This window comes from Actinomadura kijaniata NBRC 14229 (assembly GCF_001552175.1).
Taxonomy (GTDB): domain Bacteria; phylum Actinomycetota; class Actinomycetes; order Streptosporangiales; family Streptosporangiaceae; genus Spirillospora; species Spirillospora kijaniata.
In genome coordinates, this window is the sequence record NZ_BCQR01000013.1 from 38,569 (window position 1) to 62,313 (window position 23,745).

Consider the following 23,745-nt stretch of genomic DNA (forward strand, 5'->3'; position numbering starts at 1 on the left):
ACGATGACCGACAACCCGATCCTCGCCGTGGCCGACAAGGCGCGAGCGCTGCGGGCCCAGGGCGTGGACGTCATCACCCTGGCCGCCGGAGAGCCCCAGGCGGCCACCAGCGCCGTGGTCGTTCAGGCCGCCGTCGACGCCGCCCGCGACCCCGCCACCCACCACTACGCGACAGCCCAGGGCGACCCCGCGCTGCGCGGGCTCGTCGCCACCGCCGTCGCCGGTGACACCCGGCTCTCCTGGACCGCCGACGACGTCCAGATCGCCCTCGGCGCCAAGCACGCCCTCTTCCTGGCCATCCAGGCCCTGGTCGGCGCGGGCGAGGAGGTCCTGGTCGCCGCGCCCGGCTGGCCCGGCCACGCCGAGGCCGTCACCGCCGCCGGCGGCGTCGCCGTCCCGGTCGCCACCGACCGGACGTTCCGGCTCTCCGCCGAGGCCCTTGAGACCCGCCGATCCCCGCGCACGCGGGCGGTGATCCTCTCCAGCCCCGGCAACCCCACCGGCGCCGTCCACCCCGAGGCCCGGCTGCGGCAGATCGCCGACTGGGCGCGGCGGCACGGCGTCTGGGTCATCAGCGACGACATCTACCGGGCGTTCGACTACACCGGGACCTACCGGTCCATCCTGCGGGTGGCCCCCTCACTGCGCGACCGCGCCGTCGTGGTGGGCGGCGTGTCCAAGGAACACGCCATGACCGGCTGGCGCGTCGGCTGGCTCGCCGCGCCGCCGCAGATCATCGCCTCGGCGCGGCTGCACGTGTCCCGCACCATCACCCACGTTCCGACGGTCAACCAGCGCGCCGCCCTGGCCGCCCTGGGCGACACCGCCACCCCCGTCCGGGCCGCATCCGCCTACCGTCGCCGACGCGCGCTGCTGGTGCGGGCGCTGAACGGGATCGACGGCATCGACTGCCCGCTGCCCGACGGCGGCATGTTCGCTTTCCCCGACGTCGGCGCGCTGCTCCGCGACCGCGGCTGGACCAGCGGCGCCGACCTCGCCGCGTGGCTCCTGGACACCGCCCGCCTGGCGGTCGTGCCCGGCGAGGCGTTCCACGCCCCCGGCCGCGTCCGCGTGTGCTTCGCCGTCGACGACACCACGCTGATCGCCGCGATCGAGCGGCTGCGGGCCGCCCTGGCCCCCACGCGGCACGGGAAGGCCGCGCACCGCCCGGAGCAGACCCGATGAGCCCCGTCAGGAAGCTCGAAGCCTTCACGCTCGCCCTCGCCGAGATCGAGCACTGCGCCCACTTCCCGATGCACTCCCACCCGCCGCGGATGTGGGCCCGCATCACCGACCTCGTCTCACGCGCCGACTTCCGCACGTGAAAAGGCACTCACCCGGGTGTGGCTCGTTCGCGGTGCGCTGTCCGTCCGGTTCGGCGAAGCGCTGCCGACCGGTCATGTCCTAGGGGATCGCAACGTCAGCGACGGCCACGCGCAGCTCGATGGGGAACTCCGCGTCGGCCTGCCCGACGCACAGGCCGACCCACCGATCGGCCGCCGCAGGTCGCCAGACCAGCATCTGGGGGCTGAGCAGGCAGAGCTGTGCCATCGGCTCAGGTGCTGGAGCCGTGCTCCCCAGATACGGCTCCAGGTCCACTTTGCCGGGTGCGCCCCAGCGCGTTGTGAACACCTCCGCCAGCGCCTGGAGCGCGGAATCGATCTGTTCCTCGGCGGCTTCGGTGATCTCAGGGTCGCGGCTCTCCCAGAAGTCCTGGCTGGCCTCAAGGACCCTCACATGGTGACCGGGGCCGCTGAGAGCACCTCCGGTCCACTCGCTCCGTTCGGGGAACGGCAAGGCGAGCAGCTCGTCCACGATCGCCAAGTGCCCATCAACCGTCATGGTCGGAGACTAGCGGCGTCCACGCGGATGGCCTCGTCCTGCCCCCGGACGCGGTGGATGCGGCTCCTCAGGAGCCCGCTCGTCCCACCACCGGCTCCAGGTAGCCGAGCAGGACCTTCTTAATCTCCCTGATCTCGGCGGGGCGTTCGGCCTCGTCGGCCGCGGTGACCATCGAGATCATCGCCTGGAAGACGCGGACCAGGACGCGGGCCGTGCGGGCGCGGTCGGCGGCGGGCAGGTCCGGGGCGCGGACGGCGATCATCTTCTCGACGCGGCCCAGCAGCGCGGCCTGGATGGGCCGGGCGGCGGCGGCCAGGCCCGGCGGCATGTCGGGGCGGGCGAACAGGGCCTTGAAACCGGGGTTGGCCAGGTTGAACGCCACGATCGGGTCCGTCATCCGGTCGACCAGCTCCGGCAGCTCCAGCGCGGCGAAGTCGAGGGTGTCGAACGCCTCCCGGTGCGCCGCCCCCATGTCGGCCACGAAGCGGTCCGCCAGCGCCTGGGCGATCGCCTCCTTGTTGGCGAAGAACTGGTACAGCGAGCCCGGCGAGATCCCGGCCGCGGCGGCGATGCGGTTGGTGGTGGCCGCCTCGTAGCCGACGTCGGCGAACACCCGCGCGGCGGCCGTCAGGATCTCGGCCATCCGCCGTTCGCCGCGCGCCTGCCGCCTGCGCGGCCGCTCCTCGTCCGCCAACGCCGCCCCTCCCTCGTCCGTCAGCAGAGTATTGCAAACGCGAGTGATTGCTCGTAATCTCCGGTCGAAACACGAGCGATAGCTCGTAAATCGGAGCGGGGGAACCCATGCTGGGAAGGACGCTGGTGCGCCGGGCGCGGTGGATCGTCACCGCCGGTGTGCTGCTGACGGTCGTGGCGGCGCTGGTCGGCGTGGGGACGGTCGGCGCGTTGTCGCTCAACCGGTTCGAGGCGCCCGGGTCGGAGTCGATGCGGGTCCGCGACGTGCTGGCCCGGGAGCACTCCACCGGCAGCCCGAACGTGGCGCTGCTGGTCACCGTCCGTAACGGCACCGTCGACGACCCGGTCGTGGCCGCCGCCGGACGCGCGCTGACCGAGGAGCTGCGCGCCCGGCCCGGCGTCGGCGACGCCTGGTCGTACTGGACGCGCGGCAACGCCGGAACGCTGCGCGGCACCGACGCCCGCCAGGCCCTGGTGCTGGCCTGGGTGCCCGGCGACGCCGACCGGGTCCGCCGCGAGGTGCTGCCGGAGCTGGCCCCGCGCTTCACCCGCGACGGCCCGGTCCTGCGGGTGCGCGTCGGCGGCGGCGACGAGGTGTTCCGGCAGGTCATGGAGCAGGCCCGCGGCGACTTCCTGCGCGCCGAGCTGGTGATCCTGCCGCTGGTGCTGCTGATGCTGTGGCGGGTCTACCGGCGGCTGGTCCCGGCGCTGGTGACGGTCGGCGTCGGGCTGTTCGCGGTGGCGGGGTCGCTGGCGCTGCTGCGCGGCGTGCTGGGCTTCGCCGAGATCTCGACGTTCGCCTCCAACATCGCCCTGGTGATGGGGATCGGCCTGGGCGTCGACTACGGCCTGTTCATGATCTTCAGGTTCCGGGAGGAGCTGCGCGGCGGCGCGGAGGTGCCCGAGGCCGTGGCGCGGACGGTGCGCGGCACGGGCCGCACGGTGCTGTTCAGCGGCGCGACGGTCGCCGCGTCCCTGGCGGTGCTGCTGGTGTTCCCCTTCCCGTTCCTCAGCTCGTTCGCCTACGCGGGCGTCGCGGTGGTGGTCTCCGCCGTGGTCGGCGCCACGGTCGTGCTGCCCGCCGCGCTGGCGCTGCTGGGCCGCCGCGTCGAACGCAGGCGGCCGCCCGCGGACGATGGCCGGTCGAGCGCCTGGTACCGGACGGCGGCCCTGGTGACCCGGCGTCCCCTGCTGCTGGGCGGCGCGGCGCTCGGCGTCGTGCTGCTGCTGGGCGCGCCGTTCCTGGGCATCCGCTTCGGCCTGCCCGACGACCGCGTGCTGCCCGGCTCGGCCCCGGTCCGCCAGGTGTACGACCAGGTCCGCGCCAACTTCCCCGCCGAGGAGGCCGACGCCCTCCACGTCGTGACGAGCGGCGGCGACCCCGCCGGGACCGCCGCCTACGCCGGGAGGCTGTCGCGGATCGAGGGCGTCGTGCGGGTCGACTCGCCCGCCGGGTCGTTCACCGGCGGCCGCCGGATGGAGGCCGCCACGGGACGGATGCGCGACCGGCTGGCGGTGGTGCCCTCCTCACGGCGGCTGGAGCGGGACGCCGTCGGGCTGGTCCGCGAGGTCCGCGCCGTGCCCGCGCCGTTCGCGACGCGGGTCGGCGGCTACCCCGCCGAGCTGGCCGACTACCGCGACGGGGTCACCGGACGCCTGCCGCTGGTCGCCGGGCTGATCGTCGTGGTGACGTTCGCGGTGCTGTTCCTGATGACCGGCAGCGTCGTCGCGCCGCTGAAGGCGTCGCTGCTGAACGCGGTCAGCCTGACGGTCATGTTCGGCGCGCTGGTGTTCGTCTTCCAGGACGGCAACCTGTCGGGCCTGCTCGGCTTCACCCCGACCGGGTCGATCGAGCCGAGCGTGCCGCTGCTGATGTTCTGCGTCGCCCACGGCCTGTCCATGGACTACGAGGTGCTGCTGCTGTCGCGGATCAAGGAGGAGTACGACCGGACCGGCGACGCCGTCGCGGCCGTGCCCGCCGGGATCGCCCGCAGCGCGCCGCTGGTCACCGCCGCCGCCGTCATCCTGGCGGTGTCGTTCGCGGCCTACGCCACCGGACGCGTGGTGTTCCTCCAGCAGCTCGGCGTCGGCATGGCGCTGACCGTGCTGCTGGACGCCACCCTGATCCGCGGTGTGCTCGCCCCGGCGCTGATGCGCCTGGCGGGGCCGGCCAACTGGTGGGCGCCCCGCCCGCTGCGCCGCCTGCACCGGCGGATCGGCCTCGCCGAGGAACCCGCCCCCGCGACCCCCGCCCCCGGCTACGGGCGCGTGTAGTCGGGCAGCCCCAGGCGGGTGCGGATCTCCTGCTGGATCGTGTGGACGTCGGAGCGGGCGTCGATCGTGAAGACGAACTCCTTGCGCCCGAACAGCTCGATGATCGGGTCGGTCTTCTCGTGGTACAGGCGCAGCCGCTCGGCCAGGGCCTCCTCGGTGTCGTCCTCCCGGGACACCAGCTCGCCGCCGCACACGTCACAGCGGCCCTCCACCTCCGGGCGGTGGGCGATCAGGTTGTAGTCCATGCCGCAGCGGGCGCACAGGCGGCGGGCCAGGACGCGGCGGCGCACCTCGGAGTCGGGCAGGTCGAGGTGGATCACGCCGTCGATGTCGTAGCTCTCCAGGAAGAACTCCGCCTGGCGCGCGTTGCGGGGGAAGCCGTCGATGACGAAACCGTAGTTCCAGTCGTGCTGGGCGAGGCGTTCGCGCACGATGCTCTCGACCAGGTCGTCGCTGACCAGCTCCCCGGCGCTCATGGTGCGGCGGACCTGCGCGCCGAGCTTGGTGTGGTGCTGGACGTGCCAGCGGAAGATGTCACCGACGCTGATGTGCACCAGGTCCAGGTCCCGCACCAGCAGCCGCGACTGGGTCCCCTTGCCGCTGCCCTGGGCACCGATGATGACGTATTTGCGCATGGGCGCAGCGTCTCACGGACCCGGGACCCGGCGGGCGCGGGGTCTCACGGACGCCGGACCTCACGGACCCGGACCTCAGGGGCGCGGGCGGCGTCCCAGGCGGCGCAGCAGGCCGCGATCGGGAGGGTGGTCGCTGAGCGAGCGCAGCAGCGACTCCAGCGTCGGCGGGCGCACGCACACCAGCGTGGCGCGGGCGCGGCGGGCGCAGTGCAGCCGCACCGACGGCCGCATCAGCCGCGACAGCAGGCCGCGCGTGCCGTGCCCGACGACCAGGATGTCGTCGTCGCGGGCCAGCCGTACCAGGGCCGCGCCCGGCTCGCCGACCAGCGCCAGCGCGCTGGTCGGCACGTCGGCCGGGACGCCGCCGGCGACCTCGTCCAGCAGCCGGTCGATGAGCTCGGCGCCCGCTCCGCGCAGCGCCTCGGTGATGCCGCATCCGAGCTGCCCCGCCGCCGACACGTGCGGCGGCAGCGGCGCGGCGTGCACGACCAGCAGGGGCAGGCGCCGGAGCCGGGCCTCGCCGATGGCCCAGGACAGGGCGCAGCGCGCCCCGGCGGAGTCGTCGACCCCGACGACCACGCGGGGGCCGCCGTCCGGTCTCGCGATCACGGTGCCTCGATCCTCCGAACACCTTGTGGAGCTGTGCCTGACAGCTTGACAGGCGACGATGCCGGTGTGGAAGAGGCGCGCGGACCCGTTATCCGGCGGAACGATCCACGATCTCGTCGGCCACCCCGCGCACGTCGTCGTCGATCTCCGGGGTGGCGCGGACCAGGAAGGCGAGGGAGTCCAGGATCGTCACCGCGCGGGTCCGGGAGGCCCGCAGCGCGGCCAGGAAACGCCAGGCCACGAGCCCGGCGACGTCGGCGCGGGCCTCCGGGTGCGTCCAGGCGACCGCGACCAGCGCCAGCAGCGCGGCCTCGGTCACCCAGTCCTCGGGCCCGTAGGCCAGGTCGACCAGGACCGAACGGCGTTCGGACTCGGCCCAGGGCTGGTCGGCGCGGTGGTGGGCGATCCCCAGGCACGCCCACGCCTGCACCGACCGGATCCACTCGGGCGTCTCCGCCGGGTCGGGGGAGACCGGCGGGTGGACGAGCAGGCCCAGCAGGTCGTCCAGGCTCAGCCCCGACAGGTGGACCGCGTCGTCGTAGGCGGCGGGCAGATGCCGCCAGCGGTACCCGGCGAAACGCCCCACGACCTCCACGGCCTGCGGCGACGGCGGCGGAACGGCCGGACGCGCCACCAGCCCGTCGTACTCCCACACGCGCCGCGCGACCCCGCGCACCGGGGTCCCGTCGAACACCTCGGGGACGGGCCGCCGCAGATCGGGCTCCTGGGACCGCTCGACCATCACCGGGGAACCGGGCGCCACGTGCGCGAACGCCATCAGCGCGCTGGGCGCCTCCAGCGCCGACAGGGCCAGGTCGACCGAGTCGGGGATCGGGTCCTGCTCGGTGATCTGCCGCAGCACGTTGACGACCGCCTCGCTGGGGCGGGGGATGTGGCCGAGCCAGTACCGCCGCTGCGAGGCGTGGGTCAGCAGCCGGTCGGCGTGGCCGTTGTCGGGGTGGGCGCGCAGGTGGTCGGCCATCGCCACCAGGTGGAACAGGCCGCCGTCGCGGTCGAAGCGCATCCCGCAGGCGGTCGGGAAGGCGCTGGGGCAGTCCGGGTCGATCCGCAGGGCGCGCTCCACCCACTCCAGCGCCTCGTCGGGCCGCCCGGCGGTGGCCATCAGCTCGCCGATGTCGGTGAGCAGCGCGGTGTTGTCCGGATCCAGCTCCAGGGCCCGCAGCCAGGCGCGCTTGGCGTCGTCCCAGCGTTGCGCGGCGCGGTAGGCGTAGCCGAGCGCCATCGCGGCGTTGAACGACGGGTCCGCCGCCTCCGCCCGCATCGCCAGGTCGATCGCCTCGTCCGCCGTGCCGACCCGGCGCAGCAGCATCGACCCGGTCCACAGCAGGGTCGCCTCGCCCGGGTGCGCGACCGCCGCGACCCGCACCAGCCCCGCGAACGGCTCCAGCGCCGCCCGCTCCTCCTCGGGCACCGGGTCGGGCAGCACGCCCGTCAACCGCACCACGCCCGCGCTGATCTCCTCGGGCGGCAGCTTCGCCGCCAGCGCCGGGTCGCGCATCCACGGCACGTCCGCCCAGCCGACCTCCGGCTGGTGGCACTGCGCCGACACCAGCAGCCGGAACGCCTCGGCGTGCGCGCCCCGCGCGGCCAGCACGTGCGCGCGGGCCAGCACCGTGCCGAGGAACACCGGCTCCTCCAGCGCGAACAGCTCCGGTCCGCCGCCGGGATGCCCGGCCAGACGCGCCAGCAGCTCGTGCGCCTCGGGCAGCGCGGGGGAGTGGACCAGGGCGCGCGCCACATGCTCGGCGGCATGCCCCAGCTCGCCGTCGTCCAGCGCCAGCCGCGCCATGCTCAGCTCGCCCTCGGCCTCCAGCCGAGGGTCGGCCATCCCCTCGTGCGACCCCTGATGCGCGTCGGACACTCGCCCCTCCCGAAACACCGTTTTCCGGTCACCCTGCCATGCCGCACCGACAGCGCGCCCGCCAACCCCCCGGGCTCCCCGCCGGAAACGGGTACATCCTCCGGTGCCGGGGTAGGGGAGCCGACCGGGCCGAGCCCGTCCGGCGAGAGTGAGGAACCGCGATGGATCTGGGAGACCTCGTCTGGCGGGTCGGCGAGGAACTCGACCCGCGCCGCCAGATCGACCGGCTGCGCGCCCCCGGGCGCACCCTGCGCGACGCCGTCGCGGGCCGCCGCGTCCTGCTGACCGGCGCGTCCGCCGGGATCGGCCGCGAGACCGCCCTGATGCTCGGCGGCGCGGGCGCCGAGCTCATCCTGGTCGCCCGGCGCGGCGCCCTCCTGAAGGACCTCGCCGAGCGGGTCGAACGGCGCGGCGGCGCCGCCCACCCCTACGCCTGCGACCTCACCGACGACGACCAGGTCGACACCCTCGTCTCCTACGCCACCGAGGGCCTGGGCGGCGTCGACGTCCTCATCAACAACGCCGGCCACTCCATCCGCCGCAACCTCGACGAGACCACCGGCCGCCTCCACGACGCCGAACGCCTGATGAGGCTCAACTACTTCGGCGCGCTCCGGCTGACCGTCCCGATCGTCGCGCACATGCGCACCCGCCGCCGGGGCCACGTCGTCAACGTCTCCACCCTCGGCGTGCAGGTCGGCGCGCAGCCGCTGTTCGCCGGGTACCTGGCCTCCAAGGCGGCGCTGGACGCGTTCGCCCGGTCCGCCGCGCCCGAGACCCGCCGCGACGGCGTCGTGTGGACCACCGTCCACATGCCCCTGGTCCGCACCGAGATGATCGAACCGACCGGCGTCTACCGCGCGCTCCCCGCCATGACACCGCGCTCGGGCGCCCGCATGATCGCGCACGCGGTCGTCCACCGCCCGGCCCGCGTCAGCCACCCGGCCGGAACCGCCGGGCACCTGCTCGACCTCCTGGTCCCCGAAGCGGTCGAACGCGTCATGGGCCGAGCCGCCAAGATCACCGGCGGCCTCTGACCCCCCGGGTGCTCTGGAGATTCGGGGCGGCTTCACCGCGGTGGGGTGGACTTGAGCAGGCTGACGGCTTGATTGCGCACATCCTCGTAGACCTGCGAGCAGGGATAGTTGGAGTGCTGACGGATCGGGGGGTCGACGATCCTTCCCTCGGAAGGAGCCAGTGCGTCGGGGTCGGGCAGGCAGGCGCGGCCCGCCGTCGCGGTGACCGCCGTGCTGGGCTGTTCACCGCCGGAACGCCGCTGTTCTCCCACCGTGATCTGTGCTGATCGCTGAGGTGCCGCGCGTGCCGGTGGATGGTGACGGCGACCAGGTCACCTGCGTGCGCACCTTCAACGGCGACCCGACGGCGGATCCGCGCCGCCATCTCGAACATCGCGCGCACCGCGGCGAGGGGCCTGGGGATCGGTCATCTCCGTCCCGCCTTGTACTGGCCTGCGTTCTTTACGTAGCGTTGATGGCAATGCGTGCGAGGCGCAGGGTGTGCCGGGAAGTCTGGTCGGCGATGTCGTCGCCGTCACCTGGTGAAGGAGATCACCCGTGCGCCTGCCCTCCCCGTTCAGCCTGTCCCGATCCCGCGGGGACTCCAGGACGGGGGGAGGGCCCAGGGTCGAGGCGCTCGCCTACTTCCTGCGTCGCGAGACCACCGGCGGGCAGCTCCTGCTCGCCGCGACCGCCGTGGCGCTGCTGTGGGCCAACCTCGCCCCCCGCCACTACCAGCGGCTCTGGGGCACCGAACTGGGACTGGGACCCGACTGGCTCCACCTGCACCTGAACCTGTCGGCATGGGTGTCGGACGGCCTGCTGGCGATCTTCTTCTTCATCGCGGGCATGGAGGTCAAACGCGAGCTGACCGTCGGCGAGTTGGCCGGATGGCGGGCGGCGGCGCTGCCGATGTTCGCCGCCGCCGGCGGCATGCTGACCCCCGCGCTGATCGCGTTGGCGGTGTCGGGCGGCCGCGCGGCCGAGGGCGGCGCGTGGGCGATCCCGGTGGCCACCGACATCGCCTTCGCGCTGGGAGTGCTGGCACTGGTCGGATCCGGGCTGCCCTCGGGGGTACGGGTCCTGCTGCTGTCGCTGGCGGTCGTGGACGACCTGGGCGCGATCGCGTTGATCGCCGCGCTGTTCACCCAGAACCTGAACCTGCTCTGGCTGGCGGCGGCGCTGGTCCTGTGCGGCGGCTACCGGCTGGCGCAGCGCCGCCGCGTCACCTCGGCATGGTTGATGATCCCGCTGGTGGTCGCGGTGTGGATCTGCGTGCACGCCAGCGGGGTCCACGCCACCGTCGCCGGGATCCTGCTGGGCCTGCTCACCCCCGTCACCCCCGTCGGAGACGAGCCCGAGTGCGCCGCCACCCGGCTGGAACGGCGGCTGCACCCGGTCTCGGCCGGGATCATCGTGCCGCTGTTCGCGATCGCGGCCGCCGGCATCCCCCTCGGAGCGATCACCGAGACGGTCGGCGACCCCGTCGCCCAGGGGGTGTTCGTCGGCCTGCTGGCCGGGAAGGCCATCGGGATCTTCGGCGGAGCGTGGCTGGCGGTCCGGTTCCGGCTGGGCGCGCTGCCGCCGGGAGTGGGCTGGGCCGACGTGTTCCCCGTGGCGGTCCTGGGCGGCATCGGCTACACCGTCAGCCTGCTGGTCGCACGCCTGGCCAGCGACGACCCCTCCGCCGCCGAACGCGCCGCCACCGCGGTCCTGGCCGCCTCCCTGGTCGCCTCACTGCTGGCGGTCATGCTCCTGAAGCTGCGCAGCCGCGTGCATTGTTCCCCGCACGACCACAGCGAGAACGACCGCGACCCCGTCACGTCCTGATGGAGCTGGACAGAAGAGCGCGTTCCTTGGTGCCGGTCATCGAGCGGTTCCGGGCGAGGGCACGTCGGCAACGCGTATCGGTTGGTCTCATGGGCTTGAAACCTGGCTCAGCGCCGCCTCGACGATCTGGATCGCCTCGGTGGGGTCGATGCCGACGCTGGCGATGACCGCCGCGTACTGGCGGGCGGCGCGGCGGGCCTGCTCGCGGGCCTGCTCGCCGGCGGCCGAGACGAACGAGCCGGCCCGTCCGCGGGTCTCGATCAGCCCGGCCTCCTCCAGCTCCCGGTAGGCCCGGCCGACGGTGTTCACGGCGAGGCCGAGGTCGGCCGCGAGCCGGCGGATCGGCGGCAGTCTCGTGCCGACGACGAGCGAGCGGTCCTGGATCTGCCTGGCGAGCTGGGCCCGGAGTTGCTCGTACGGCGGCGTCGGCGAGGCCGCGTCGATGACGATCATCGGATGGCCATGGCCCGCCGTGCCGCCGCCGCGACACCGTCGCTCCGGCTCTCGATCAGCCAGAGCGCGACGGCGCCCGCCGCCACGAGCGCCAGCGCGACCCCGTTCCACCAGCCGAGCGACTCCCCGTACAGGAAGATGGCCGGCAGCGACCACACCAGGCTGGGCGTGACGAGGGCGCGGGCGTCCTCGACCCGCATGATGACATCGGCCGTGAGCGACACCTCGTCCTCCGCCACGGCCGGGCTCGCGAGCACCTGGCGCAGTTGCAGGATGGTGCCGGCGCCGGCGGCGGCGAGGCCGATCAGCACGGTGACCGCCCCGGCCCGCAGGCCGGAGTCCGGGATCGGCAGCACGCTCAGCGCGAGCAGCAGGGCGCCGGTGAAGGTCGCGACCGTGAACAGGGTGTACGGCCGGCCCAGCACCGCCGGCCAGCCGAGCTCGACCGGGTGGGCCACCCGCCGGGACAGCCGCGCGCCGATCCCGCGGTCGACGCGCCGCACCCAGCAGCCGAGCAGCCACTGCGCCACCAGCAGCCCGGTCACCAGTCCCGCCAGCGCCAGCAGCGGCGGCCAGGAGGACGTGACGTCGGCGGGCAGCGTCAACGCGTGCGTGAGCGCCGCGCCGACCACGAACGCGGCCAGCAGGAGGCTGTGGCCGACCTTGGCGCGCCGACGCACCGCCAGCCGGGCCGCGATCAGCGGGGACGGCTCGGTGTCGCCCAGGCCGTGCTGGGCCAGCCACCGTCCAGCCTCTGTGTGATCCGCCGGGCGCATGCCGCCACCTCCGATTGTCGCAAGTATTGTCTCAATAAGATGAGTCATAGGTTGCGACAATGTCAATAGGGGGCGGGCTGTCCCGACCGGCCACCACGGAAGTCCTCATCGACCTTGTCCGGAGAGCCCCTCGGGGTACGCGAAGTCCGGGGCGGCTCTGCAAGCGGAGCCACCTCTCGCCGACCGCGAAACCTCGTGCCGCCACCCCGCCCCTGCGGCGCACGCTCCGTCCGCCTGCCCGGAAGGTGATCGTCCGGGTGGGGTGACGGCGGCCTCTCAGCCGGTGGCGCGGGTGAGGTGGGTGATGTAGCGGGCGATGGCGTGGTCGGCGATGCCGTCGGTGCCGGGCGCCAGCGGGTCGGCCAGGTGGCCGCGGGCTTGGTCGGCCAGGCCGCCCAGCAGCCCGCCGGGGCGCTTGTCGTGGATCTTGCCGCGCGAGTCGATGTAGCGTTCGGCGGCCACGTGCGCATACACCGGGGCGGGCGGGAGCTGGGCCACGATGTCGTTGTTGTTGACGAAGCGGAACACCCGGCCTTTGAGGGCCTGGTCGTAGGCGGCGGCCAGCGTCGGGTCGCAGGTGCGGGGCTGGCCGAAGGTGTAGACCCCGTCGGCCAGGAGGCGGGGCTCGTCGAAGTGCAGGCGGGCGGCGGCCAGCATCGCCAGCGCCCCGCCCAGGCTGTGGCCGGTGAACCACAGCGACTGCTCGCGGTCGCGCAGGTCCTGGACGGCTTGGCGGATCTGCGGCCAGGCCGCCTCCAGCGCCTGGTGGAACCCCAGGTGCACCAGGCCCTTGCCACCGGGGTAGGGCATCATCACCGCCCCGCCGTCGCTCAGCCAGTCGCGGATCTGGCGGGCCTCGGTGCCGCGGAACGCCACGATCATCATCTGGTCGCTGGCGGCGACGTAGGCCTGGGTGTCCTGGATGGGGAACGAGGCCGAGAACGGCACGGTGAACACCCGCACCTGGTCGAACCCCCACTCGGTGAGGCGCTGGCGGACGGTCCGCTCGTCCTTGTACGCCAGGTCGGCGGCCTCGGCCAGACAGCGGGCGTGCGGCAGCCCGTAGCCGGTGGCCTTGTGGTCGAACGTCAACGTACTCATCTGCTTCTCCTTCGTGGCTGCGGTGTGCAGGGATGCGCCGGGTCGCACCATTCGGGCGGCGCAGGCAGAGTCGGCCGCGCCTGCCATGCGAGTGCGCGGATGACACTCCCGAACATCACCTCTCGCGCCTAGATCGACACACAGGGTGAGGAATGGAGTTGGTCAGGGCCGCTCCCGACTGACGCCTCCGCCAGTGGGCTTGTGGGCGGTCCTCCAGGCGACGGGCGGAGCCAGCCCGATGCCAAGCCCCTGCGGACGAATCCGTGAACGTCGGCGTCCACTCAGGTCAGTCCTCAGTGGCCAACGGCGCCGACCAGGCGAGACGAACCGGGCCGGGCACCGGGACGTCGCGGTGCGGGGCACGGGTCGCGGCGCTGATCGAGAACCGTATTGTGGGGGTATCGGGGCAGGTGAGGGGAGGCGGAGATGGATATCCGCCATAGGAACAACGTCACGGTCACCGGTCCGGCCGATGGACCGGCGGTGGTGCTGGCGCACGGGTTCGGCTGTGACCAGAACATGTGGCGCCTGGTGGTTCCGGCGCTGGCCGGGCGGCACCGGGTGGTGACGTTCGACTACGTCGGTTCCGGTGGCTCGGACCTGTCGGCATGGAGCCGGGAGCGGTACTCCTCACTTCAGGGCTATGCCCAGGACGTGGTGGAGGTCTGCCAGGAACTGGACCTCGAACGGGCGGTGCTGGTGGGGCATTCGGTCAGCGCCATGGTCGGGGTGCTGGCGGCGCACGCCGCGCCGGAGCGGATCGGGGCGCTGGTGATGGTGACGCCCTCACCCTGCTACATCGACGGCGACGGCTACCGTGGCGGCTTCAGCGTCGAGGACATCGACGAACTGCTGGCCTCGCTGGAGTCGAACTACCTGGGCTGGTCTTCGGCCATGGCCCCGGTGATCATGGGCAATCCGGACCGGCCGGAGCTGGGGCGGGAGCTGACCAACAGCTTCTGCGCCACCGATCCCGAGATCGCCCGCGTGTTCGCCCGCACCACGTTCCTGTCCGACAGCCGCGACGACCTCGAAAGCGTGCGGGTGCCGACGCTGGTGCTGGAGTGCTCCCAGGACGCCATCGCGCCTCGCGAGGTCGGCGCCTACGTCCATGCGGCGATCGCCTCCTCCCGCCTGGTCACCCTCGACGCCACCGGGCACTGCCCGCAGCTGAGCGCGCCGGAGGCCACCGCCGAAGCGATCTTGGACTTCCTGGAGTCCCTGGAGGCCCGGCCGTGACGGGCCGCATCGGCGGGCGGGAGCCGACCGGAGAAGGGGCGGGCACGGACGCGGTGTTCACCTCGCTGCTGGAGGACAGCGCCGAGGAACTGTACGAGTCGGCTCCCTGCGGCTACCTGTCCACGACGATGGACGGCACCATCGCCAAGATCAACGCCACCCTGCTGGACTGGTTAGGGCTCGAGCGCCGGGCCGTCGTCGGCCGGAAACGCTTTGCCGACCTGCTCACCGTCGGCGGCAGGCTGTACCACGAGACGCACTTCGCGCCGCTGCTGCGCATGCAGGGAGAGCTGGGCGGCATCGCCCTGGAGATGAAGACCGCCGGCGGCCGGCTGCCGGTGCTGGTCTCCTCCGCGATCAAGTACGGCGGCGGGGGAGAGCCGCTGCTGATCCGCACCACGGTCTTCGACGCCTCTGACCGCCGCGCCTACGAAGAGGAACTCCTGCGCCGTCGCCAGGAAGCCGAACGGGCGCGTACCGAGGCCGAGCAGGCCCGCGCCGAGGCCGAACAAGCCCAGGCGGAGGCCGAACGGGCCCGGAAACAGGCCGAGGCCGACCGGGCACGCCTGGCCGACACGCTGGCCGTGCTGCAACAGTCCCTGCTGCCCGACACCTTGCCCGCCGTGCCCGGCCTGGAGGCGGCCGCGCACTACCACACGGCCTCTCCCGACCGGCTCGGCGGCGACTTCTACGACCTGTTCCCCGTCGGTGAGAACCTGTGGGCGTTCTTCCTGGGCGACGTGTGCGGCAAGGGTCCCGAGGCCGCCTCCCTGACCTCGCTGACCCGCTACACCCTGCGCGCCGCCGCCCACCACGACCCCGACCCGGTCACCGCGCTGACCACGCTCAACGACGCCCTGCACGAGCGGTACACGGCCAGCGGAGACCCCCGCTACTGCACGTGCGTCTTCGGCGTTCTCGAATCCGGCCACGACGACGGGCACGTCACGGTCCGCCTCGCCTCCGGCGGCCACCCCCCGGCGCTGGTCCTGCGCGCCGACGGACACGCCGACCTCCTGCCCACCCCCGGCGGAATGCTCATCGGGGTGTTCCCCACCGCACCCATCGGAACCGCCCAGACCATCCTGGCCGCCGGCGACACGATGCTGCTCTACACCGACGGCCTCACCGAGGCCCGCACCGGCCCCACCCGCGACGCCCTGTACGGAGACGACGCCCTGTACGCCTTCGCCGACGAACACGCTCCCGCCACGCCCCAGCAAACGATCACCGCGCTGACCGAACTGCTCGACGGCTTCGGCGACGGCCTCGACGACGACACCGCTCTGCTGGCCCTGGGAGTCCCGGCCGACCCCTCCCGCACCCGCCCGACGACGGATCACCCGCGATGAGGCCCCTGGACATCACCCGCCGCGACACCGCCACCGGGCCCGTCCTGCATGTGGTCGGCGATCTGGACTACACCCACGCCCCCGGCTTCCGCCACCACGTCCGGCAGCTCACCCTGACCGCAGGGCAGTGCCTGGTGCTCGACCTGTCCGGCCTGGAATTCTGCGACTCCAGCGGCATCACCGCCCTCCTCGCCGCACGCCAGCACGCGCAGGCCGCCGACGCCGCCATCATCCTGGCCGCCGTCCCCTCCAACCTGATGCGCACCCTCACCCTCGTCGGCCTGGACCAGGTGTTCACCATCGCCCCCAGCGCCGACGAGCTCTGACCCGCCGTTCTCCCGGCCTTCCCACTCGCTCGCGACAGTGATCCACTCATGTCGGCGGGGCGCGCCGAGCTCCCGCCGGGAACCCCTCAGAACCGGCCTGGGCGCAGGCGCATCGCCGGGCGGGGCGCCGTGCCGACGCGGTTCCCGCCAACGAATCGCAGGCTCGCCGCTCCGGATCGCCCGACATGGTGGGCCGCGCTACATCCAGCCTCACGATTCTGTATTCGGGACATGTGGTCCGGGTCACATGCCGTCTTCAGACTGACGGTCACACCGAGGAGGTGACGCGAACGTGAGGCTCAAACATGCGCTCCTGTCCGTCCTGGCGGCCGTCGGTCTGGTGGTGACGACGCTCTCCATCGCCCTGGCCGCGGTTCCGCCCCCCACCCAGGGGACCCTGAAGAAGTACGGCATCACCGGCACCTACGTCAGCGGGCTGTCATCCGGCGGGTTCATGGCCAACCAGCTGCACGTGGCCTACTCCAGCATCTTCCAAGGCGCCGGGATCTACTCGGCCGGGCCCTACGACTGCGCGCAGAACAGCCTGAGCACCGCGCTCAACGCCTGCATGGACACCTTCACGCCGCGCCGGACCCCGCGCGAGCTGGAGCAGCTGACCCGGCAGCGGGCGTCCCAGGGCACCGTCGACCCGCCCGCCAACCTGTCGGGCGACCCGGTGTGGCTGCTGCACGGCGGCCAGGACCAGACCATCGACCGGGCGGTCAACGACGATCTGGCCACCTACTACCGCGACTTCGGCGCGCGCGTGCGGTACAACACCGGCACCCCGGCCGGACACGCGTGGATCAGCCCGATCGGACGCGGCTCCTGCGGCTCCACCGCCTCGCCGTACGTCAACAACTGCGGCGGCGACCCGGTGCGGGAGATGCTGACCCACCTGTTCGGCAGTGTGAACGCACCCGCCTCCCGTCTGGGCGGCAAGCTCGTCCAGTTCGACCAGAACGCCCACGTGCCCGGAGGCAACGCCACCGGCGTCAGCATGGGCAGGGAAGGCTTCGCCTATGTCCCGCAGGCGTGCGAGAGCGGCCGCTCCTGCAGGCTGATGGTCACGCTGCACGGCTGTTACCAGTACCACGGCCTGGTCGGCAACGCGCTCATGGACCAGGCGTACCTGAACGAGTACGCCGACACCAACGACATGATCGTCCTGTACCCGCAGGCCACCACCATGGCGGGGAACCCGCGCGGCTGCTGGGACTGGTGGGGCTACCAGTCCGCCCAGTACCCGCTGAAGTCCGGGCCGCAGATGGCCGCCGTGGTCAACATGGTCAAGGCCCTGGGCGGCGGCGACGGTGGTGGCGGTGGCGAGCCCACACCGACTCCCACACCGACTCCCACGCCCACGCCCACCCCCTCACCGGAGTGCATCACCGCCAGCAACTACGCCCACACCATGGCCGCACGCGCGTACGCCTCCGGGGGCAACACCTACGCGCGCGGCTCCAACCAGGCGCTCGGCCTCTGGAACACCGCCATCAACAGCACGCTCAAGCAGACCTCACCGGGCTACTGGGTCAAGTGCTGAACCTGGGAAAGGAACGCTGCCCTGCCCGTCGCAACCCGACAGGCAGGGCAGCCCCCATTCGTCCGCCCATCTCAGGCGGCCACTGACGACAAGCCGCGCCCGGCCTCCACCCTCGCAGGCCAGACCACGAAACCTGCGCCGTCACCGATCAAGATCCAGCCGTTCGCCCAACGACACACCGCCGACTTGGCACGGATGCCGGACCACCCTCGCCTCTGGCGTTGTCGTCGAACCCGCCCCGGAGATCGGGGCTTGACAGGCTGGTGCCGAGAATCAACGATCAGAGCGTCGTTCCCCTCTCGCAAAAGAAGTTTCCCATGGGGAAACGAATTGGAGCGCTGTTCGTTTCGCTTCTCGCACTCGCCGCACTGCTGTCCCCGCCCGCCCGCGCCGCCATCGACCTGTCGGCGCCGGGCCCCAACCCCGTCGGGTACTCCGACGTCTCGGTGAGCGCCGCGGGCCGCTCCTTTTCCGCCCGCATGTGGTACCCCGCCGCCTCGGCGGGCCAGAACACCCCGGCGGCCGCCGGACGCTTCCCGGTCGTGTCCTTCGGGCACGGCTTCGTGCAGTCGGTGACCACCTACTCCTCCACCACCGGCCACCTGGCGTCCTGGGGGCTCATCGTGGTGGCGCCCAAGTCCCAGGGCGGCCTGTTCCCCAGCCACAGCGCGTTCGCCCTCGACCTCAACGCCGCGCTGTCCTGGGCCGTCGCCCAGGACGCCACCGCAGGGTCCCGGCTGGCCGGGCATGTGCGCACCGACCGGCTCGCCCTGTCGGGACACTCGATGGGGGGCGGCGCCAGCATCCTGGCCGCCGCGCAGAACCCCGCCGTCACCACCGTCGCCAACCTGGCCGCCGCCGAGACCAACCCCTCGGCGGTGAGCGCGGCCGCTCGCGTAACCGCGCCGATGCAGCTGGTGGGCGGCACCAACGACACCATCGTCCCGTTGTCGAACCAGCAGAACATGTACAACGCCAAGCCCGCGCCCAAGCAGCTGCGCGCCATCGTCGGCGGCTTCCACTGCGGGTTCATCGACTCCAGCGGTTTCGGCTGCGACAGCGGCCAGATCACCCGGGCCGCCCAGCTGTCGATCACCCGCCGCGTGCTCACCGCCTGGTTCCTGTACTACCTCCACGGCGACACCAGCGTCTATGACCAGGTGTGGGGACCGGGCGCGACCAACGACCCCGCCGTCAGGTTCACCGGCCAGCAGTAGGAACGAGAGCGTGAGGCCCCGCCGCGCCCTGGCGCTGCTGCCCATGCCGACGCGCACGTCGTCCCCGAGATGCGCACCCGGCACCACCCGCGCGGCGGAACCTCCACCCTCCGACCCGCCCTGCAGCCTCCCAACCCGGAAACGGACGAAGCTCTCCCGCAGGGGCCCTTTCACGTGACCAGACAGCGGTTTCCTGGTTCTCGTCGAAGGTGTCGGGCGCCCCGATGTCGGCCGGGCTTTCGCTTGGTGTGCCAGCGTGCACGTCTGTCCTCATGGCACCTCCCATGCCGTGACGGCCATGGGCTCGTGGTGCCTGAGTAGGAGGTGGCGGCCCAGCTCGGCTCCTCCCGTCCGAAGGGACGGGCCGCCGCGGCGTGGTTGCCGAATGGTGGCGGTGGAACGGGCTGCGCGGCCGGGACGGCGTCCACGATCGTTCCGAGCTCGGGCGCAAGCGCCGGTGTCGAACATCACACCCTTGATCATGAAGGCTGACGATCCGGCGGTTGCCCTCATGTAGACATACGTGTTTGTTTGTAGTGGGAATCCGACTGTCGGATCCGACTCGAAGGGTGCAAATGAAACGTTTGCGGGCGTCCATCGCTGCCGTGCCGGTGCTCCTGGCCGCTTTCCTCGCCGCCCCCTCGGCTCAGGCGGAGGTCGTTCCACCGGAATTCACCGATGGCTCCGGCCTCACCCTGGCCGGGGACGCGGTGAGCGATCCCAAAAACCCCACGAGCGGTTTCGTGATCACCGTGACCACTCCCGAAGTGGCCGGAAAGCATCCGATCAGGATCATCCTGCCGGCCGACTACGCGACCAGCCCGACCAAGCGGTATCCGGTCCTGTACCTGCTGCACGGAACGGGCGACAATCCCACCAACCCCTCCCTGGCCTACCCGGCGATCCGTTCCACCATCGCGCGATCATCAATGATCACCGTGATTCCGGACGGTGGTCTGCGCGGCTGGTACAACGACTGGCTCATGCAGAACACCGCCGCCGGAGCGCAGAAATGGGAGACCTTCCATCTCAAGCAGGTCATCCCCTTCATCGACGCCAACCTGCGGACCATCGGAACGAAGCAGGGTCGCGCCATAGCGGGCATCTCGATGGGCGGATTCGGCGCGCTGCACTACGCGCAGCGCCGGCCGGACCTGTTCAGCCAGGTCGCCACACTCTCGGGCGCCAACGACCTGTCCCTCGCGTACGTCCGGAGCGCTGTCGTCGCCACCGAACTCAACGCGACGGGCGCGATATGCGCGATCAGCAGCAGTGGCAGCGGCGGAGCGAGCTCGGGTGAGGGGACCTGCTCGGGGTTCGGGCCGGTCGTCTCCAGCGACGCGATCTTCGGCTCGCCGTACTGGTGGGGCGCCAACGGAGGCGACTGGTACTGGACGCAGCGAAATCCCGTCTCGAACATGCGGGCCCTCGCCGGCATGGGGATCTCGATCTACACGGGCAACAACAGCTTCGTCGAATCCGTGGTCGAGGCCGCCGCCAAGAACACCAAGGCCAGCCTGGACCGGCTCGGTTACCCGTACCACTACGTCAACTACGGTGACGGGTCCTCCTGGGGGACCGGCTGCGACGGCAAGCACTGGACCGGCGGAGCGGGAGCCTACAACTGCTGGTCGCAGGACCTTGTCGACCTGATTCCCCGCCTGGAGCAGAGCCTGACCCCGGCCTCCTGAACAGGCGGCGGGCTGGGGGGCGACTCCGGTTCGCCCGCCGTGGTCGGCGCGGGCCTCCGGAGCCGCGCACGGCCGAGGTGCCGTTACAGCTCCGGATCGTCTTCCTCGGCGGTCACTTCGGATCCGGCTCACCGCGCAGAACGCGCAGGACGGCGGCCTCCTGGACGGGGTCGCGAAGCAGGGGAGGGCCCTGCGTGAGCGGGCGGAGCGCCGCGCGGGCCGCGGCGTGCGGCTCGGGCCACAACGCGGCGTTCAACGCGTCGGCGAACCAGCCCAGCATGAAGGCGGCGTCGCGCTCGTCGTCGCTCATCTCGGAGCGGGCGGACGGGTCGTTGAGGGACCAGCTCGCCTGACGTGAGCGCCTCAGCCAGGAACGGACGTGAGCGCCCAGCTCGGAGTCAGGGGAGACCGTGACCGGTTCGCCGTGCTCGGCCGCGGCGATCGCCTCGGTGAGGCCCGGGGTGTCCTCCAGGCCCAGGACGGTGGCCAGGCGCATCGTCTCGCGCGCGGCGACGGCGCGGAGCAGGTGCGGCGGCGCGGCCCGCAGGGCCGCGACCATCTCGGGATCGGTGGGCCCGTGGGAGAGCGGGGGTGAGGCGGCGCTGAACCAGGGCTCGATCTCGGCGGACAACAGCTCACGGGCCAGAGCGTCCGGATGCGGGACGGCGCCGGTGACCAGGCCCGCCAGCAGCAGGGCCTCCACGTAGGCGCCCGACACGTAGTCGCCTTCGACGTCGGGGTCCAGACCCGCCGCGCGCATCTGCTCCAGCAGACGGTCGGGCTCGGCGCCCCAGCGCCGATTCGGCCAGGTGGGCTCGAACCCGGTGACGAGCGTGCCGTCCACGGCGTAGCCGAAGCCGTGGTCGGCGTAATCGTGCCGCTGCACCGAGACGGCCTCGGTGCCCCGCGACAGTGCCGTCAGCGGCTCGACGAGCGAACCCTGGAAGCCGTCAGGCTCGATCAACACCGTCCAGGCGCCGAGGTCCAACGCGAAGGCGAGCTCCGCATAGCCCGCCTCATAGGAACCGTGCGCCTCGTGAGCCTCCTGCAGGGTGCGGCGGCGCAACGTGTCCGGCAGGGCGCCCAGGCGCGACAGCGCCTCGGCCTCGTCGACCCGCTTGACGAAGGTGAGGCAGAAGATCTCACCCAGCGCCCCATCGTCGCCGACCCACTCGACATCGTCACGCGTGACCGCGGGCATCGTTCCTCCACAGGATCGCTGGCTCGACCCGTCGATCATGGCAGCGTCCGGCGCGGCTCCGAGCGCCGCGACTCCGGCCTCGGTGCGGTGCGGGCGAACGTCGCAGTTCAGCGGCCGCGTGTGCGAGAGGGTCCGCGCGCGACTGCTAACAACCGATCCGGATTTCGTTCATCCACGCATATCGCACCGGCTTCGTCGGCGACACCATGGCCCCCCACCCACCGATGCCCCTTCCCCGTTGGAGAGGTACGGCTCGCCTTTGGAGGGCTGCCGATGGGACGACCACTTCGCCGCATGCCACGCGCCCTGGCCCGGGCCGCCGCCCTGGGCGCACTCGTCGTCACGGCGGGAGCCGTGCCCGTGGCGGCCGGCGCGCCCGAACGCGTTGAGACGCCGGTCGCCTCCAGCTCGCCGATCACCGACGTCGCCGAGTCGGTGGTCCGGGTGAGGATCCCTCTGCCCGCCTCGGCTGGACCGCGCCCCCGGGACTGCGACTGGCTCTCCTACCTGAGGTTCCGGCACCGGAACGGACCGGCCGCCTCCGCCGGGGCCGACCGGATCCTGGTGGCGCAGCCCGGCGTGCTGGAGGGCGCCGGGGCGTTCGACGGCGTGGCGCGCAACACGATCGTCGAGGCGGCCAGGAACGGGAGGCACGTCGAGTTCTGGGCGCTGGACCGCCGTTCCAACTGCCTGGAGGACAACACCGGCGTGCTGGCGGGCCTCGCCGCCCGCGACCCCCACCTGGCCGTCGACTACTACTACCGCGACAGGCCGGTCGACGGCCGGAGGTTCGCGGGCTACCAGACCAACGACCAGGTGAAGTGGCTCCAGAACGTCGGGCTCGCGCAGACCGTCCGCGACCAGTACGACCTGATGACGGCCGAACTGCCCGACCCGGCGGCGCGCAAGCGCAAGATGCTGTGCGGCGGCCACTCGCTCGGCGGCATCCTCACCGGATACTTCGCCAAGTGGGACTTCGACGGCGACGAGTCCACGACCGCCGACGCCGGGTACAACCAGTGCTCCGGCTACTTCGCCCTCGACACGCGCATCCAGACCGGGCTTCCCGGGCTGGAGGGGCAGGTGCCGACCGAGCTGGTCCCGATCATCGAGCGGGGGGCGGACGCGGTGCGGGCGGGCCTGGAGTCCGGCGCCGTCCCGCGCACCCTGTCGGCGCCCGCGGTCATCAACACCGAGACGATGAACCTGCTGGCCATCGCGGGGCTGGCGGCACGCGTCGACCCGGGCGGACGGTCGGACCTGTCGACCTACATCCCGGCGGGCTTCAACACCGACACCACCTACCGGCTGCTGTTCTCCAAGGATCTGGCGACGTTCCTCAGGGGCTCCCCGAGGGTCCAGGACTTCGGGTTCACCAACGCGGCGGCGCTGGGCGGCCTCATGGACGACCAGTCCCAGCCGCTGGCGTTCATCCAGGCCAGCGTGGGCTTCTTCGACGGCGGCCGGATCGTCGACAAGGACTTCCCCGTGCCGAACGACCTGGTCAGGGCGGGCCTGCCGGTCCTGCGCAACCTCCTCGGCACCGAGAGCAAGGCGATCCCGGACGAGCCGAACGGCCCCCTGTACGGCTGGCGCGACTTCGACGACGTCGCCGGGCTCCCGTACCGGTCGAAGGACGGCACGCCCTTCACGTCCCCGGCCAAGGAGGTCACCGCCATCGCGCAGCTGGCCCGGAGCCTGTCGGAGCACCCGCTGGACTTCACCGAGGACTACTTCCCCACCAGGATCGTCACCGACATCGCGCTGGCCGCCGCCCCCGGCATCGCCGACGGCGCCGTCCACGACGACGGCATCAAGGCCAACCCCACCATCAACCTCCAGGCCGGTGACGGCATCGGCTTCTCCAACCCGCGACCCGGCGACGTGGTCGGCCCCGGTTACCAGCATCTGGACGTGCTGACCGCCGCGCCGGTCCAGAACGGCGGCAGGCCCGAGATCATCTCCGTCAGCCTGGCCCGCTTCGCCACCCGCTGACCCGGACGGCCGCCCGCCCACGCCCCGTGGGCGGGCGGGACCGCCGTCGGTTCTGCGAGCGATCGAG

Annotated in this window: 21 protein-coding genes; 12 read left to right on the forward strand and 9 right to left on the reverse strand. The window is 72.4% G+C overall.

Going from position 1 to position 23,745, the window contains the following annotated elements; translation table 11 throughout:
- The first annotated feature begins 3 nt into the window (after positions 1-3).
- Together AKI01S_RS05830 and AKI01S_RS50200 are read left to right on the forward strand one after the other, a co-directional pair.
- A complete protein-coding gene (locus tag AKI01S_RS05830; protein WP_067812762.1) occupies positions 4-1,185 on the forward strand; it encodes an aminotransferase class I/II-fold pyridoxal phosphate-dependent enzyme in 1,182 nt (393 codons plus the stop codon).
- Positions 1,182-1,325 carry a hypothetical protein gene (locus AKI01S_RS50200; protein ID WP_157419687.1) on the forward strand — a complete coding sequence of 48 codons (144 nt, stop codon included), beginning with the start codon at positions 1,182-1,184 and terminating at the stop codon, positions 1,323-1,325. Before AKI01S_RS05830 ends, AKI01S_RS50200 begins: the two co-directional genes overlap by 4 nt.
- A gap of 79 nt (positions 1,326-1,404) precedes the next feature.
- Here the strand turns inward: AKI01S_RS50200 and AKI01S_RS05835 are convergent, their stop codons facing one another.
- Together AKI01S_RS05835 and AKI01S_RS05840 are read right to left on the reverse strand one after the other, a co-directional pair.
- Positions 1,405-1,842 carry a hypothetical protein gene (locus AKI01S_RS05835; protein ID WP_067812721.1) on the reverse strand — a complete coding sequence of 146 codons (438 nt, stop codon included), beginning with the start codon at positions 1,840-1,842 and terminating at the stop codon, positions 1,405-1,407.
- Positions 1,843-1,909: 67 nt separating this feature from the next.
- Positions 1,910-2,536 carry a TetR/AcrR family transcriptional regulator gene (locus AKI01S_RS05840; protein WP_218009558.1) on the reverse strand — a complete coding sequence of 209 codons (627 nt, stop codon included), beginning with the start codon at positions 2,534-2,536 and terminating at the stop codon, positions 1,910-1,912.
- 107 nt (positions 2,537-2,643) lie between these two features.
- Between AKI01S_RS05840 and AKI01S_RS05845 the strand changes: the two genes are divergently transcribed.
- A complete protein-coding gene (locus tag AKI01S_RS05845; protein ID WP_067812722.1) occupies positions 2,644-4,809 on the forward strand; it encodes an MMPL family transporter in 2,166 nt (721 codons plus the stop codon).
- On the opposite strand, the gene AKI01S_RS05850 is transcribed toward AKI01S_RS05845, so the two are convergent.
- The 3 genes from AKI01S_RS05850 to AKI01S_RS05860 all read right to left on the reverse strand — a co-directional run bounded on the left by AKI01S_RS05850 (position 4,794) and on the right by AKI01S_RS05860 (position 7,935).
- Entirely contained in the window at positions 4,794-5,444 is a 651-nt protein-coding gene (locus tag AKI01S_RS05850) for an adenylate kinase family protein (RefSeq protein WP_067812723.1), read from the reverse strand. The genes AKI01S_RS05845 and AKI01S_RS05850 overlap by 16 nt on opposite strands.
- Before the next feature lie 75 nt (positions 5,445-5,519).
- Positions 5,520-6,053 carry a universal stress protein gene (locus AKI01S_RS05855; RefSeq protein WP_067812724.1) on the reverse strand — a complete coding sequence of 178 codons (534 nt, stop codon included), beginning with the start codon at positions 6,051-6,053 and terminating at the stop codon, positions 5,520-5,522.
- Positions 6,054-6,141: 88 nt separating this feature from the next.
- A complete protein-coding gene (locus tag AKI01S_RS05860; protein WP_245681489.1) occupies positions 6,142-7,935 on the reverse strand; it encodes a tetratricopeptide repeat protein in 1,794 nt (597 codons plus the stop codon).
- A 161-nt stretch (positions 7,936-8,096) separates the two neighbouring features.
- Here AKI01S_RS05860 and AKI01S_RS05865 point away from each other — a divergent pair, with 161 nt between their 5' ends.
- Positions 8,097-8,972: an SDR family NAD(P)-dependent oxidoreductase gene (locus AKI01S_RS05865; RefSeq protein WP_067812725.1), complete on the forward strand. Its 876-nt coding sequence runs from the start codon at positions 8,097-8,099 to the stop codon at positions 8,970-8,972.
- 537 nt (positions 8,973-9,509) lie between these two features.
- Positions 9,510-10,781: a Na+/H+ antiporter NhaA gene (nhaA, locus tag AKI01S_RS05870; RefSeq protein ID WP_245681490.1), complete on the forward strand. Its 1,272-nt coding sequence runs from the start codon at positions 9,510-9,512 to the stop codon at positions 10,779-10,781.
- Positions 10,782-10,868: 87 nt separating this feature from the next.
- Here nhaA and AKI01S_RS05875 read toward each other — a convergent pair whose 3' ends face one another.
- The 3 genes from AKI01S_RS05875 to AKI01S_RS05885 form a co-directional block, all read right to left on the reverse strand.
- A complete protein-coding gene (locus AKI01S_RS05875) occupies positions 10,869-11,234 on the reverse strand; it encodes a GntR family transcriptional regulator (protein ID WP_067812726.1) in 366 nt (121 codons plus the stop codon).
- Positions 11,231-12,010: a hypothetical protein gene (locus AKI01S_RS50205; RefSeq protein ID WP_067812727.1), complete on the reverse strand. Its 780-nt coding sequence runs from the start codon at positions 12,008-12,010 to the stop codon at positions 11,231-11,233. The genes AKI01S_RS05875 and AKI01S_RS50205 overlap by 4 nt, the downstream gene beginning before the upstream one ends.
- 276 nt (positions 12,011-12,286) lie before the next feature.
- A complete protein-coding gene (locus AKI01S_RS05885) occupies positions 12,287-13,111 on the reverse strand; it encodes a lipase family protein (RefSeq protein WP_067812728.1) in 825 nt (274 codons plus the stop codon).
- Positions 13,112-13,537: 426 nt separating this feature from the next.
- Between AKI01S_RS05885 and AKI01S_RS05890 the strand changes: the two genes are divergently transcribed.
- The 6 genes from AKI01S_RS05890 to AKI01S_RS05915 all read left to right on the forward strand — a co-directional run bounded on the left by AKI01S_RS05890 (position 13,538) and on the right by AKI01S_RS05915 (position 20,482).
- Positions 13,538-14,350 (forward strand): alpha/beta fold hydrolase, encoded by an 813-nt coding sequence (locus AKI01S_RS05890; protein WP_067812729.1) that lies wholly within the window; start codon positions 13,538-13,540, stop codon positions 14,348-14,350.
- A complete protein-coding gene (locus AKI01S_RS05895) occupies positions 14,347-15,702 on the forward strand; it encodes a PP2C family protein-serine/threonine phosphatase (protein WP_067812730.1) in 1,356 nt (451 codons plus the stop codon). The genes AKI01S_RS05890 and AKI01S_RS05895 overlap by 4 nt, the downstream gene beginning before the upstream one ends.
- Positions 15,699-16,028, forward strand: a complete 330-nt coding sequence (locus AKI01S_RS05900; RefSeq protein ID WP_067812731.1) for an STAS domain-containing protein — start codon at positions 15,699-15,701, stop codon at positions 16,026-16,028. Before AKI01S_RS05895 ends, AKI01S_RS05900 begins: the two co-directional genes overlap by 4 nt.
- Positions 16,029-16,320: 292 nt before the next feature.
- Positions 16,321-17,574 carry an extracellular catalytic domain type 2 short-chain-length polyhydroxyalkanoate depolymerase gene (locus AKI01S_RS05905; protein WP_067812732.1) on the forward strand — a complete coding sequence of 418 codons (1,254 nt, stop codon included), beginning with the start codon at positions 16,321-16,323 and terminating at the stop codon, positions 17,572-17,574.
- A gap of 317 nt (positions 17,575-17,891) precedes the next feature.
- Entirely contained in the window at positions 17,892-18,791 is a 900-nt protein-coding gene (locus tag AKI01S_RS05910; RefSeq protein ID WP_067812733.1) for an alpha/beta hydrolase family protein, read from the forward strand.
- 575 nt (positions 18,792-19,366) lie between these two features.
- Positions 19,367-20,482, forward strand: a complete 1,116-nt coding sequence (locus AKI01S_RS05915; protein ID WP_067812734.1) for an alpha/beta hydrolase — start codon at positions 19,367-19,369, stop codon at positions 20,480-20,482.
- Between the two features lie 112 nt (positions 20,483-20,594).
- On the opposite strand, the gene AKI01S_RS05920 is transcribed toward AKI01S_RS05915, so the two are convergent.
- Complete coding sequence (locus AKI01S_RS05920) at positions 20,595-21,683, reverse strand: DUF6461 domain-containing protein (protein WP_067812735.1); 1,089 nt, start codon at positions 21,681-21,683, stop codon at positions 20,595-20,597.
- 273 nt (positions 21,684-21,956) lie between these two features.
- Here AKI01S_RS05920 and AKI01S_RS05925 point away from each other — a divergent pair, with 273 nt between their 5' ends.
- Positions 21,957-23,678: a hypothetical protein gene (locus AKI01S_RS05925; RefSeq protein WP_245681491.1), complete on the forward strand. Its 1,722-nt coding sequence runs from the start codon at positions 21,957-21,959 to the stop codon at positions 23,676-23,678.
- The last annotated feature ends 67 nt before the right edge of the window (positions 23,679-23,745 follow it).

Coding starts and splice junctions, on each gene's coding strand:
- AKI01S_RS05915 (WP_067812734.1), top strand. CDS start 19,367: ATGAAACGTTTGCGGGCGTCCATCGCTGCCGTGCCGGTGCTCCTGGCC.
- AKI01S_RS05865 (WP_067812725.1), top strand. CDS start 8,097: ATGGATCTGGGAGACCTCGTCTGGCGGGTCGGCGAGGAACTCGACCCG.
- AKI01S_RS50205 (WP_067812727.1), bottom strand. CDS start 12,010: ATGCGCCCGGCGGATCACACAGAGGCTGGACGGTGGCTGGCCCAGCAC.
- AKI01S_RS05850 (WP_067812723.1), bottom strand. CDS start 5,444: ATGCGCAAATACGTCATCATCGGTGCCCAGGGCAGCGGCAAGGGGACC.
- AKI01S_RS05910 (WP_067812733.1), top strand. CDS start 17,892: ATGGGGAAACGAATTGGAGCGCTGTTCGTTTCGCTTCTCGCACTCGCC.
- AKI01S_RS05890 (WP_067812729.1), top strand. CDS start 13,538: ATGGATATCCGCCATAGGAACAACGTCACGGTCACCGGTCCGGCCGAT.
- AKI01S_RS05845 (WP_067812722.1), top strand. CDS start 2,644: ATGCTGGGAAGGACGCTGGTGCGCCGGGCGCGGTGGATCGTCACCGCC.
- AKI01S_RS05925 (WP_245681491.1), top strand. CDS start 21,957: ATGGGACGACCACTTCGCCGCATGCCACGCGCCCTGGCCCGGGCCGCC.
- AKI01S_RS05835 (WP_067812721.1), bottom strand. CDS start 1,842: ATGACGGTTGATGGGCACTTGGCGATCGTGGACGAGCTGCTCGCCTTG.
- AKI01S_RS05920 (WP_067812735.1), bottom strand. CDS start 21,683: ATGCCCGCGGTCACGCGTGACGATGTCGAGTGGGTCGGCGACGATGGG.
- AKI01S_RS05830 (WP_067812762.1), top strand. CDS start 4: ATGACCGACAACCCGATCCTCGCCGTGGCCGACAAGGCGCGAGCGCTG.
- AKI01S_RS05875 (WP_067812726.1), bottom strand. CDS start 11,234: ATGATCGTCATCGACGCGGCCTCGCCGACGCCGCCGTACGAGCAACTC.
- AKI01S_RS05900 (WP_067812731.1), top strand. CDS start 15,699: ATGAGGCCCCTGGACATCACCCGCCGCGACACCGCCACCGGGCCCGTC.
- AKI01S_RS50200 (WP_157419687.1), top strand. CDS start 1,182: ATGAGCCCCGTCAGGAAGCTCGAAGCCTTCACGCTCGCCCTCGCCGAG.
- AKI01S_RS05885 (WP_067812728.1), bottom strand. CDS start 13,111: ATGAGTACGTTGACGTTCGACCACAAGGCCACCGGCTACGGGCTGCCG.